General features: G+C 69.2%; 11 protein-coding genes and 2 pseudogenes. 4 read left to right on the top strand and 9 right to left on the bottom strand.

Translation table 11 applies throughout. The features are described 5' to 3' along the window. Positions 1-491: 491 nt before the first annotated feature. Complete coding sequence (locus tag ABZ646_RS29035) at positions 492-1,226, top strand: SUMF1/EgtB/PvdO family nonheme iron enzyme (protein ID WP_360525016.1); 735 nt, start codon at positions 492-494, stop codon at positions 1,224-1,226. Positions 1,227-1,374: 148 nt separating this feature from the next. Then, complete coding sequence (locus ABZ646_RS29030) at positions 1,375-2,025, top strand: hypothetical protein (protein ID WP_360525013.1); 651 nt, start codon at positions 1,375-1,377, stop codon at positions 2,023-2,025. Positions 2,026-2,057: 32 nt separating this feature from the next. On the opposite strand, the gene ABZ646_RS29025 is transcribed toward ABZ646_RS29030, so the two are convergent. Next, the gene (locus ABZ646_RS29025) at positions 2,058-2,747 is read right to left on the bottom strand and encodes a transposase (protein WP_360525010.1); all 690 of its coding nucleotides are present in this window, start codon (positions 2,745-2,747) and stop codon (positions 2,058-2,060) included. 390 nt (positions 2,748-3,137) lie between these two features. Beyond that, positions 3,138-3,710, bottom strand: a complete 573-nt coding sequence (locus tag ABZ646_RS29020; RefSeq protein ID WP_360525007.1) for a TetR family transcriptional regulator — start codon at positions 3,708-3,710, stop codon at positions 3,138-3,140. Positions 3,711-3,803: 93 nt separating this feature from the next. Here ABZ646_RS29020 and ABZ646_RS29015 point away from each other — a divergent pair, with 93 nt between their 5' ends. Continuing rightward, positions 3,804-5,036 (top strand): MFS transporter, encoded by a 1,233-nt coding sequence (locus ABZ646_RS29015; RefSeq protein WP_360525004.1) that lies wholly within the window; start codon positions 3,804-3,806, stop codon positions 5,034-5,036. A gap of 239 nt (positions 5,037-5,275) precedes the next feature. Here ABZ646_RS29015 and ABZ646_RS29010 read toward each other — a convergent pair. The 6 genes and pseudogenes from ABZ646_RS29010 to ABZ646_RS28985 all read right to left on the bottom strand — a co-directional run. Next, positions 5,276-5,473: pseudogene (locus ABZ646_RS29010) on the bottom strand (IS701 family transposase); the annotation flags it as partial. 157 nt (positions 5,474-5,630) lie between these two features. Next, the gene (dmpG, locus tag ABZ646_RS29005) at positions 5,631-6,656 is read right to left on the bottom strand and encodes a 4-hydroxy-2-oxovalerate aldolase (RefSeq protein WP_360525001.1); all 1,026 of its coding nucleotides are present in this window, start codon (positions 6,654-6,656) and stop codon (positions 5,631-5,633) included. Continuing rightward, a complete protein-coding gene (locus tag ABZ646_RS29000) occupies positions 6,653-7,594 on the bottom strand; it encodes an acetaldehyde dehydrogenase (acetylating) (RefSeq protein ID WP_360524998.1) in 942 nt (313 codons plus the stop codon). The genes dmpG and ABZ646_RS29000 overlap by 4 nt, the downstream gene beginning before the upstream one ends. Then, positions 7,591-8,394: a fumarylacetoacetate hydrolase family protein gene (locus ABZ646_RS28995; protein WP_360524995.1), complete on the bottom strand. Its 804-nt coding sequence runs from the start codon at positions 8,392-8,394 to the stop codon at positions 7,591-7,593. Before ABZ646_RS28995 ends, ABZ646_RS29000 begins: the two co-directional genes overlap by 4 nt. Positions 8,395-8,400: 6 nt before the next feature. Further along, positions 8,401-9,342 carry a 3-carboxyethylcatechol 2,3-dioxygenase gene (locus tag ABZ646_RS28990; RefSeq protein WP_360524992.1) on the bottom strand — a complete coding sequence of 314 codons (942 nt, stop codon included), beginning with the start codon at positions 9,340-9,342 and terminating at the stop codon, positions 8,401-8,403. A gap of 12 nt (positions 9,343-9,354) precedes the next feature. Continuing rightward, positions 9,355-10,338 (bottom strand): zinc-binding dehydrogenase, encoded by a 984-nt coding sequence (locus tag ABZ646_RS28985; protein ID WP_360524989.1) that lies wholly within the window; start codon positions 10,336-10,338, stop codon positions 9,355-9,357. 144 nt (positions 10,339-10,482) lie between these two features. Between ABZ646_RS28985 and ABZ646_RS28980 the strand changes: the two genes are divergently transcribed. Continuing rightward, a complete protein-coding gene (locus tag ABZ646_RS28980) occupies positions 10,483-10,770 on the top strand; it encodes a hypothetical protein (protein ID WP_360524986.1) in 288 nt (95 codons plus the stop codon). On the opposite strand, the pseudogene ABZ646_RS28975 reads toward ABZ646_RS28980, so the two are convergent. Beyond that, positions 10,771-11,142: pseudogene (locus tag ABZ646_RS28975) on the bottom strand (acyl-CoA synthetase); the annotation flags it as partial.

Here is an 11,142-nt window from a genome sequence, read left to right as displayed (position 1 = left end):
GACGTCGATGGCGTCGACGCCGTGGGCGATGAAGGCGCGGGCGATGGTGACCGCGTCGTCTTCCTCGGCTCGGTGATCACCAACGCCGAGAAGGTGCGGGATTGTTTCCGCGGGAAGCCCCGGAGACGTGAAGGTAATGTGGGACCTACGCCCAGCCCGGCCGGAGAGTACTCAGGTGCCCCGGTCACCGGGAATCAGCGGTTCCCCCATGCGTCCCCCGCGTCCCGGGGGACAGCTGATGGCGATTCTTGGAATTGACCAGGACTGCTCCTCGCATCACTTGATCAAGTCTGCAAGCGAGTGGGGAGGTTCAGTGAGTGCCGGGGCCGGGGTGAGGCTGGGGCCGCCCGCTCGTTCTGAGTCCGGGGCGCATCGCCCCGGACTGATGTCCTGGTTCCAAAGTCGGTGTGGAGGTGGGTCCATCGGCTGACGCGCGCCCAAGCCTCCGAGGTGATCATGTGGGTTGTCAGCTCGACAGCCGAGGAGGGGCCATGCGGGTGGAGCAGGTGAACTGGGTCGACATCCCGGCCGGGTTACTACGTCGGGGAACGCCGGTCGACGAGATGGCGGCGGTGGCCCGCCGCTATGCCGACACCGGGGTACCAGTGGAGTGGTACATGAAGGAAGCCCCGCGCACGGAGATCCACGTCTCGGCCTTCCGAATCGCCCGTACACCGGTCACGGTCGGCCAGTGGGCACTCTTCGCGGCGGCCACCGGCCGAGCCGCCGCCCAGGCGCCGGCGGACCACCCTGTCACCGGGGTCACCTGGGAGGCGGCGACGGCCTACTGCCGGTGGCTCGGTGACCAGCTCAGCCTCGGGGTGCGGTTGCCCACGGAGGACGAGTGGGAACGCGCCGCGCGGGGAGACGACGCCCGGGAGTTCCCTTGGGGCAAGGCCTACCGCACCGGCCTGGCCAATCTGGCGGACCTCGGTGTCGGCACCACGCTGCCGGTCGGTTCGTTCCCCGAAGGCGCCAGCCCGTTCGGGGTGCTGGACATGGCGGGCAACGTCGACGAATGGACCTCCACCCTCTACGCCCCCTATCCCGGCGCGCCCGCCGAGGTGCCGAGCACCGAGCACTGGGCCTTCGACCGGCACATCACCCGAGGCGGCTCCTTCCGCCACGACCGGGACCTGGCCCGGTGCGCCCGCCGGCACGGCGCCTACGAGCCGGATCTCGAAGCGATCGGCGTGGGCTTCCGCCTGGCGGCACCAGCCGCGTAGAACCAGACACTGTGCCGACATCACACGACTGGCTTTGTCCACGAGAGAACGGGTTCTGGTCCAATCTTCTGTGGAGCGCTGACGCTCAGTGTTGTCGCATGGCGCTGCGCCACCGCGACTGACGGTGGTGTCGGTGGGACGACCGATAATGCCAGTCATGGCAGATCGCAGTCCGGCCCTCCGGATCATCACCGCTGCGGCGCGGGAGTCCCTGAAGCCGCTCGGCGTGGCCCAGCGCGGACGGTCGCGGGTGTGGATTGATGATCACGGGTGGTGGCTCGGGGTCGTGGAGTTCACCCCGCCGCGCACGGCCGGCAGTGGTCTGCATGTCGGTGCGATGTGGCTTTGGCACGACGTGGACCACTTGGCCTTCCACATGGACGCAGTCCGAACCGGCTCCGACCTGTTCCGCACCGAGGACCAGTTCACGCCGCTGGCCCGGGAACTCGCCCGACGGGCCGCGGCGGAGGTGACCGTGCTGAGGGAAAAGTTCCCGGCTCTGCCGGACGTTGCCCGATGCCTGACATCCAGGCCGACGCGGCGGGGTTTCCTTTGGGACAGCTTCGACGCCGGAATTGCAGCCGCCCTGGTCGGGGACCCGGACACGGCCCGCGATCACTTCGAGCGCGTCCTTCGAGAGGACCCGCTGGTTCCATGGATGGTCAAAGCCCAGGAGAAGACACGTGAGTTTCACGCGATCGCGGCAGATCACGGCGCCGTGGTCGCCTGGGTCACCGGGGCCGTCGACTCTTGCCGGAGCAAGCTGGGCTTGGATCCCGTGCCGCTCGCGATCAGCTGAATGGATCGGCTCGTCGAGTGGCAGAGCTGCGGTCACGCCAGCAGGACTCGTTTCCGCAACAGGCCGAAGCCGGAACGGCCATACATTTGACGCTTGATCATTTTGATTCGGTTGGCGTGGCCTTCGACGACACCAGAGCTCCAGGGCAGCGTCAGGCCGGCGGTGACGGCGGCGAGATCCCTTTCGAGGCCGTTGGCGAAGGCATGCAGGCTGGGCAGGTCGTCGGCGCGTACTGCCTTGATCCAGTGTGGGAGCTGGTCGCCCTGGAGCTGGGTGAGTATCTTCCCGAACGCGCGGACGTGCCCGGTGAGGGCCTCCAGTTCGGGGCAGCTGGCGAGGACGGAGTTGAGCTTCAGGCGCTCGTTCTCAGGCAGGGTGTCGGGGTGAGTCAGGATCCATCCGGACACCGTGTGCGCGGACGGTGGACGGGCTGCCGGTTCGGCCTGGGTTGTGCGGAACGGCTGGAGGCAGGCGCGGACGGCTCCGTAGCCACCGGTGTAGCCATGCGTCTTGCTCTCTTCCCAAAGGGTCCAGGCGTTCGTGCAGCCCTCGGCCCATCGCTCGTTCAGGTGCGACTTGAAGTCGTCGAGCTTGGTCCTGCGGTTTTGCCACTGTCCATGGAACAGGTCTTCCGGGGCGGCAGCGTCCGCCAAGAGCTTGACCGTGCGATAGGTCATGCCGAGCTGGCGCTGGATCGAGCGTCGGCTGTGGCCGGCGGCCACAGCGCGTGGACGGCGGCGTGCTTGGCGCGGGTGCGGTCGGCGAACCGGTGCCCGGTAAGCGGCGGTCCGAAGGCGGTCACCCGTAGCAGGTTCGCCAGGTCGTCGGCGGTCACCGCCTCCCAACCAGCCCCCCATGCCGATCACGCAGACCCAGCGGTGCTGCATCAGCTGGATGATGGGATGACCGCGGGGATATAGTCCGGCACGAATCGCCCTCCGCCGATCGTAGAAGCTCTGGAAATCGGCGTCGCGGTCCTCTCGCCGGCTCGGGCACACGAACCGCAACCAGATACCCAGTGCTTCTCCGATCGCCAGCTGGCATGAGCGTACGCCTCCTTCTTGGTCGTCCCTCCTGACACCGGCAGGGTTGTCGGTGCGAGGGCGCGAGCCTTACGCCTGCTCGGAGGACCTGTCTCCGGCCGTCAGTGTCTGCACGGCATGGGCGACGTCCCTGCGGAGGGCATCCAGGCTCGCGTCGGGGCCTAGGACCATGCGCCGTAGCTGGGGCATGGCGATGCTCCAGCCGGCCAGGGCGAGGGTGAAGAAGACGCGAGTGCGGGCGTCGTCGCCCCGGCCGCCTACCGCCGCCGCGTTGACCTTGTCCTGGTAGTGGGCCGTGCGAGCCTCCTCCGCTGGCACCGGCTGGTCTCCGATCTCCAGGGCCTCCCACATGACCAGGCGCAGAGCCTCGGGGTGGGCGCGGTGGTAGTCGAAGAGGCGCTCGGCGTAGGCGGGGAGGTCCTGGCCGGGCGGTACGGCGGCGGCGAGTTCGGCCAGCGCGCGTTCCAGGACGACGGCGAAGAGCTTGTTCTTGTCGCCGAAGTAGTCGTAGATCGCTCGCTTGTTGGCCTGGGCCTCGGCAGCGATACGGTCCACCCGTGCCCCGGCGACGCCGTGTGCGGCGAACTCCGCTGTTGCCGCCGCGAGGATGCGTTCTTTGGTCGCCGTGGAGTCGTATGCCATGCATCCCATGGTAACGAACTGGTTCGTTTGACGAATCGGAGACCGACCTGCCAAGCTCTTTCGAACCATCTAGTTCGTTCGTATGGAGGTGTGATGTCCCGGAACGATCCGTCGGGCGCGGGACGGAGGCTGCCCCTGCTCATGGCTCTGGCCTGCGGCGTGGGTGTCTCGAACGTCTACTTCCCGCAGGCACTGACGCCTCTCGTCGCCCACGGCCTTGACGTCGCGCCGGCCACGGCAGCAGCCGTGGCGACGGTGACCCAGCTCGGATACGCGGCCGGGATCTTCCTGCTCGTACCCCTGGGCGACCGCCTCCCCCGGCGCCCGCTGGTCACCGCGTTGCTCGCGGTGACCACTCTTGCCCTCCTGGTCGCCGGTCTGGCCCCGGCCACCGGTCTGCTGCTGGCCGCTGGCACCGTGGTCGGCGTGGCGACCGTGGTCCCGCAAATCCTGCTCCCCATGGCCGCAGGCCTGGTCGGACCGGACCGGCGGGGCAGTGTGATCGGCACTCTTCAGGCCGGGCTGATCGGCGGTATTCTGCTGGCCCGCACCTTCGGCGGCGTACTGGGAGAGCACCTGGGCTGGCGCGCTCCCTATCTCGTCGCGGCAGCCCTCACCGCGCTGCTCGCCACCATTCTCGGCCTCGCCCTGCCGGCCACCGCCCCCGCTGTGCAGGACCGGTACCCGGCACTGCTCGCCGACTCGCTACGGATGCTGCGCAGCGAACGCGATCTGCGGCGCTCGGTGTTCTTCCAGGTCACCCTCTTCGGCGGGTTCAGCGCCGCCTGGACCGCGCTGGCTCTTCTGGTCACCGGCCCCCGATACGACATGGGCACTCAAGCCGTGGGTCTACTCGCTCTGATCGGCGCGGGCAGCATGTTCTGCGCCCCCGCGGCCGGGCGGTGGGTCGACCGGTTCGGCGTCGACCACGTGAACCTGTGGTGCATCCTCTCCGCTCTCGTCGCTGCGGCGGTGCTCACCGCGGGCTCCCTGGGTGGAGCGGCGGGGCTCGTGGCGCTGGCCGTCGGTCTGCTGCTGCTCGACGTGGCCGTGCAGTGTGGGCAGGTCGCCAACCAGGCCCGCATCTTCGCCCTCCGGCCAGAAGCCCGCAGCCGCCTCAACACCGGCTATATGACCTGCGCTTTCCTCGGCGGCAGCGCCGGATCGTGGCTCGGTACGCGCGCCTACGTCCAGATGGGCTGGGATCCCGTATGCGCACTGATCGTACTCGCCGCCCTCCTCGCACTCGCCGCCTATCTGGTCGGTCGCCGCGGGCGGCACAGCGGCCAAAACGCCCGCCCACAGCTGGCGACCGCATCGCAATGAGGCAGACCCCGCCGAGGACACGCCGCAGTGGGCGCGCCCAAGGGCGCCGCGCGACCACGGGCCCGGCGGACAGAGGCGTCGACAGTGACCGGTGAGAACCATCGAGGGACAGACGTGTCCAGAACCATCAGGAGCCGGGCCGTCCCAGAGCCAGCCATCGTGTCACGGTGTCACTTCGCCGCGTCGGCCCGGCACGCCGACGGCCCGCGGCCCGGGCAGCAACGCCGCCAGCAGGCTCGGCTCAGCAGGTGCTGCAACCCCGCGGGAGTCTGGTGACCGGCATGCTCGGCAAGCTGCCAGCTGTTCTTCCGGCCCACTGGTCCGAGCAAGCCGTGCACATAGGCCCGCATTCGCCGCCGAAGATCCACCCGCCCGAAGCGGTGACCGATCCGCACCAGCAGCTCTTCCAGCTCCGCCGACCAGACATCGGGCCGCACATCATCTTGCACGACAAGCACAACGGCCCGCCGCACCCGAAGTCACGAACTCACGCCACCTGACGGCACATCAGCCCAATACACTCATGAATGTGCCTCTGACCAGCAGGAATAGCGAACTGCAACTGGAGTATAGCTCCGGGACCGGCCTTCCGTGTCAGGAGTTGCTCGTGGTCCGGGCAGCGAGCAGGTCGAGCGCGATGTCCACGATCATGTCCTCCTGGCCGCCGACGAGGCCGCGCCGGCCGACCTCCAGCAGCAGCGTGCGGGCGTCGATGCCATAGCGCTGGGCGGCGTTCTCGGCGTGGCGCAGGAAGGACGAGTAGACGCCGCCGTAGCCGAGAGTGAGGGTCTCGCGGTCGACCTGGACCGGACGATCGCGCAGGGGGCGGACCAGGTCGTCGGCGGCGTCCTGGAGAGCGAACAGGTCGCAGCCGTGCTTCCAATCCTGCAGGTTGGCCACTGCGATGAAGGCCTCGATTGGGCAGTTGCCGGCCCCGGCACCCTGTCCGGCGAGGGAGGCGTCTACCCGGGTCACGCCCTCCTCGACGGCGACGACGCTGTTGGCCACCGACAGCGAGAGGTTCTCGTGCGCGTGGATACCGATCTCGGTGGTCTCGTCGAGTACGTCCCGGTAGGCGCGGACTCGCTCACGCACCCCGTCCAGGGTGAGGCGACCGCCGGAATCGGTGACGTAGACGCACTGGGCGCCGTAGGACTCCATGAGCTTGGCCTGCGCGGCGAGTTGGGGAGCCTCGGCCATGTGGCTCATCATCAGGAAGCCGGACACGTCCATGCCCAGCTCGCGCGCCTTGGCGATGTGCTGGGCGGAGATGTCGGCCTCGGTGCAATGCGTCGCGACTCGGACCGAGCGCACGCCGAGGGCGTGGGCGCGCTCCAGTTCGGCGATGGTGCCGATACCCGGCAGCAGGAGCGTGGTCAGGACGGCGTGGTCGATCGCGTCCGCCGCGGCCTCGATCCACTCCCAGTCGGTGTGGCTGCCCGGACCGTAGTTCAGCGACCCGCCCGCCAGGCCGTCGCCATGGGCCACCTCGATGGCGTCGACACCGGCGGCGTCGAGGGCGGACGCGATACGTCCCACCTCGGCGGGGTCGATACGGTGCCGGATGGCGTGCATGCCGTCCCGCAGAGTGACGTCCTGGATGTAGAGCCTGCGGTTCATCGCTGAGCCTCCGCGATCGACTCGGCGACGCGCAGGGCGGCCGACGTCATGATGTCGAGGTTTCCGGCGTAGGCCGGGAGGTAGTGGGCGGCGCCTTCGACTTCGAGGAAGACCGACACCCTGGTGGTGACCGGACCGGCACCCTGCGGCAGCAGCGTGTGCACCGGCTCGGAGAGGTCCACGGGTGTGAACTGCACCTCCTGCTTCAGCCGGTAGCCGGGCACATACTGGGCGACCTGTTCGGCCATCTCCTTGACGGAGGTACGGATGGCGTCGTGGTCTGCGTCGCCGATGAGGCAGAACACCGTGTCCCGCATGATCAGCGGCGGTTCCGCCGGGTTGAGGATGATGACCGCCTTGCCGCGTGCCGCGCCGCCGACGGTCTTGATGGCGTGGGATGTGGTCTCGGTGAACTCGTCGATGTTGGCGCGGGTGCCCGGGCCAGCCGACTTGGAGGCGATGGAAGCGACGATCTCCGCGTAGTGCACGTCGGTGACCGCGGAGACGGCCGCGACCATAGGGATGGTGGCCTGCCCCCCGCACGTAACCATGTTGACGTTGTCCACGCCCGCGTCGAGGTGCTCGTCCAGGTTGACCGGAGGGACGACGAACGGGCCGATGGCGGCCGGCGTGAGGTCGATGAGCTTCTTGCCGAACGGCGCGAGCCTGTGGGCGTTGGCGATGTGCGCCTTCGCCGAGGTCGCGTCGAAGATCACCTCGATCTCTTCGAAGTACGGCATGGCGATCAGGCCCTCGACGCCCTCATGGGTGGTGGGCACCTTGAGCCGGGCGGCGCGGGCGAGGCCGTCGGAGTCGGGGTCGATGCCGACCATGGCGGCGACCTCGAGAGTGTCCGACAGGCGCAGGATCTTGATCATCAGGTCGGTGCCGATGTTGCCCGAGCCGATGATGGCGACCTTGGTCTTATGGGGGGTCATGCGTCCCTCTTCTCGGAGAATGCGGCGGTGACCTCGCCCAGCGAGGTGATCTCGGCCCGGATCCGGGTACCGGGAGGAGCCGGGACCATCGGGCCCAGCGCGCCGGAGAGGACGACTTGTCCGGCGCGCAGCGGCTCACCGAACTCGCGCGCGGTACGGGCCAGCCAGGCCAGGGCGGCCAGCGGGTCGCCCAGGCAGGCGGCGCCGGAGCCCTCGGAGACGAGGACGTCGTCGGCGTACATCCGCATGCTGGTCTCCCGCGGCTCGAACTCGTCGAGGGTGAGCCGGCGTCCGGCCAGGACGAACAGTCCGCTGGAGGCGTTGTCCGCGACCGTGTCGGCAAGCGAGATGTCCCAGTCGGCGATGCGGCTGTCGACGATCTCCAGGGCGGCCACCGCGTAGTCGACCGCGTCTCTCACCTGCTGGGGGCCGAGGTCGCCGACGGCCAGATCGGACTTGAGGACGAAGGCGATCTCCGCCTCCGCCTTGGGCTGAAGCAGTCGCACAGAGGGCACCTCCGGCTCCGCCGATACGTCCATGTCGGCGAACAGCACACCGAAGTCCGGCTGGTCGACGCCCAGTTGGCGTTGCACCGCGGGCGAGGTCAGGCCGATCTTCCGGCCGACCACCACGGCGCCCGCGCTCAGCCTGCGCCGGATCAGTTCCTGCTGCACGGCATAGGCGGCGTCGATGTCCTGGGTGCCGAGCACATCGCGCACCGGGGCGACGGCCCGGCTCAGCTCCACGGCTTCGGCCAGCCGCGCGGCGGCCCGCGCGACCGCGTTCGAGTCAACTGTCATGGCGGTTCACCGCCCCTTCGCGGTGGTCACGGCGAACCCGGCGATCCAGGCGGGGATCGCCTCGTAAAAGCGGGAGGTCATCTCGTACGACCCCGAGGCCGCGGCCAGGGAGGCGTACGCGGCGATCCACGTACGGACCTCGTGGGCGGAGCCACCGCCCTCCCGGGCCATCCCCTCCACCGTCCAGGAGTCGAACTCCGCCAGCTCACCCTTCTCGAGGTGGTCCAGAAGCCGATTGTCCCAGGCCGGGTTGATCGGGATCATGCCGGCCGACCCTGCAGCGTACTCGCGCCCTGCACGGATGACCCGCTCCTCGCCCTTGGCCCGCTGTTCGGGCGTCGGCGGGTGCCCCTCAATGAGCGCGTCGGCGACCCGCGGCGGCGCACCCTCCAGCACCGGTACGGGCGGGTCGTGCGACAGGCCGCCGGAGGCGAGGAAGAGCACTCGCTTGTCGAGGTCCGCGGCGGCCTCTCCGACCGCCGTTCCCAGGGCCCGGATGCGGCTCACGGGCCCGAGCGGGGTCGCCACGCCGTTGACGAAGACAGGGACAACCGGAACGCGGTCGATGCCGCCGAAGAGTACTTCGAGGGGCTGGGCGAAACCGTGGTCGACGGTCATCCGGGCGGAGACGGTGAGGTCCACACCGCGGTCGAGCACACCTTGGGCCAGCGCCTTCGCGGCGTCCGTGTCGACCGACAGCGGACCGGCCTCGGAGCCGAAGTCACCCACCGCGTGGGCCTCGGTGGCCAGACAGAAGGGGGGCATCTCCTTGTAAAAGAAGCCGTTGTAGTGGTCCGGCGCGTACAGCACCACGAGTTCGGGGGCGAAGTCGTGGATGAAGTCCCTGGCCGTGTCGACGGCCTGGTCCACCCGGTCCAGGACGTCGGGAGCGGGGTCGTTCTTGCCGATGAGGGGCGAGTGGGACAGCCCGACGGCTGCTGCGGTCATGGTGACCCTTCTTTACTGGTGGGGGGCCGGCGGGTGGATGACGACCTTGCCGGTGAGGCCGCCGTCGATCATCAGCTGGAAGCCTTTGTGGATGTCCTCGAGCGGGAGCGCCCGGTCGATCACGGGGCGGACGCCGGTGGCCTCCATCATCCGCAGCATGGCGACCAGTTCGTTGCGGGTGCAGCCGGTGGACCCAAGGATGCGCTGTTGGAGGTAGAAGACGCGGCCCAAGTCGGCGGGCGGGTTCGTACCGCTCGTCGCGCCGGCGATCACGATCGTGCCGCCGGGGCGCAGCGACTTCATCGAGTGCGACCAGGTCGCTTCTCCGACCGTCTCGATCACGACGTCGACCTTCTCGGGCAGCCGTTCGCCGGTGGGCAGTGCCGACCGGGCGCCCCAGTTCTCGGCCTCCGCCTGCTTGTCCTCGCTGCGGCTGGTGGCGTAGACGACGGCTCCGGCGGCCACGGCGAGCTTGATCGCGGCGGACGCGACGCCCCCACCGGCGCCCTGCACCAGCACACGGTCGCCAGCGGTGATCCGGGCCTGGGTGAACAGCATGCGGTAAGCCGTGGTCCAGGCGACGGGCAGGCAGGCGGCCTCGTCGAAGGACAGCCACTCGGGCTTCGGGACCAGGTTGCGGGTGGGGATGGTCAGGTACTCGGCGAAGGCCCCGTCGTGCTGCTCGGACAGCAGCGCCCGGTTCGGGTCCAGCGTCTCGTCGCCGCGCCCGGCGTCCGGATCCCCCAGCACGGGGTGGACGATCACCTCGTTGCCGTCCTCGTCGTATCCGGCGGCATCGCACCCCAGGATGATCGGGAGCCGGTCCGCAGGGTGTCCCACGCCGCGCAGCGTCCACAGGTCGTGCATGTTCAGGGACGAGGCCACGACGCGGACGAGTGACCAGCCCGGGCGTGGGACCGGCTTCGGGACGTCGCGGACTTCCAGCCCCGACAGCGGGTCGGTGGCGTTCTGGGATATGGCGGTAGCAGCAAGCACGAGGCCACGGTCGCCTCTGTCCTGCCTTCCGCCCTAGCGTGTGTGCCGCTGGACAGCACACGCACCGTAGCGGGTCCTGCGCGCGGCACAAAAGCGGCGAGGGCATGCCTGTTCCCCACGGCATTCCCCGGCGCCCGCCAGTCCGTGCAGATCAAGCGCCACCGCACCGACCGCGCGCTCGGCAAGACCACGATGAAGACCGTCTACGGTGTCACCAGCCTCACCGCCGGGCAGGCCGCGCCCACCCGGCGCACGAAGCTGATCAAGTACGCCGGCTCCACCGCGGCCAGCATGTCCACGCTCACGACCTCACGGGCGAGCGCGTCGCGACTGTCGGTGATCGCCCCTTCCGACGCCGGCTTCGCCGCCGTCCGGGCCATGGCGGCGATCCGGCGCCGACGGGGTGATCGGCGCCCGGCACCGGGTGGCTGATCATGGCCGCGAGCTCTCGTCGTACAGCGTTCGCAGCTCACGTTTCAGGATCTTGCCACTCGGGTTCTTGGGCAGCGACTCCACGATGAAGATCTTCTTCGGCACCTTGTAGCCCGCCAGGCTGTTCGCACAGAAGGCACGCAACGTTTCGCCGTCGGCCTCGGCGCCGTCCCGCAGCACCACCGTAGCCGTGACCCGCTCCACCCATTTCGGATCCGGTGTTCCGAACGCCGCCGCTTCGAGGACATCCGGATGCTCGTAGAGCCTTTCCTCGACCTCACGGCTGGCCACGTTCTCACCGCCGGACTTGATCATGTCCTTGATCCGGTCGACGATCGTCAATCGGCCGTCAGGTGACATCACGGCCAGGTC

It is taken from the genome of Streptomyces sp. NPDC007162, from assembly GCF_040634175.1.
Taxonomy (GTDB): domain Bacteria; phylum Actinomycetota; class Actinomycetes; order Streptomycetales; family Streptomycetaceae; genus Streptomyces.
The sequence above is the reverse complement of the archived record's forward strand: the minus strand, read 5'-3'. Positions and strand labels throughout refer to the sequence as shown.

Bases quoted from the DNA above. Each gene is read 5' to 3' on its own strand.
- ABZ646_RS29020 (WP_360525007.1), bottom strand. From the start codon at position 3,710: ATGGCATACGACTCCACGGCGACCAAAGAACGCATCCTCGCGGCGGCA.
- ABZ646_RS29030 (WP_360525013.1), top strand. From the start codon at position 1,375: ATGCCAGTCATGGCAGATCGCAGTCCGGCCCTCCGGATCATCACCGCT.
- ABZ646_RS28990 (WP_360524992.1), bottom strand. From the start codon at position 9,342: ATGACCGCAGCAGCCGTCGGGCTGTCCCACTCGCCCCTCATCGGCAAG.
- dmpG (WP_360525001.1), bottom strand. From the start codon at position 6,656: ATGAACCGCAGGCTCTACATCCAGGACGTCACTCTGCGGGACGGCATG.
- ABZ646_RS28995 (WP_360524995.1), bottom strand. From the start codon at position 8,394: ATGACAGTTGACTCGAACGCGGTCGCGCGGGCCGCCGCGCGGCTGGCC.
- ABZ646_RS29015 (WP_360525004.1), top strand. From the start codon at position 3,804: ATGTCCCGGAACGATCCGTCGGGCGCGGGACGGAGGCTGCCCCTGCTC.
- ABZ646_RS29000 (WP_360524998.1), bottom strand. From the start codon at position 7,594: ATGACCCCCCATAAGACCAAGGTCGCCATCATCGGCTCGGGCAACATC.
- ABZ646_RS29035 (WP_360525016.1), top strand. From the start codon at position 492: ATGCGGGTGGAGCAGGTGAACTGGGTCGACATCCCGGCCGGGTTACTA.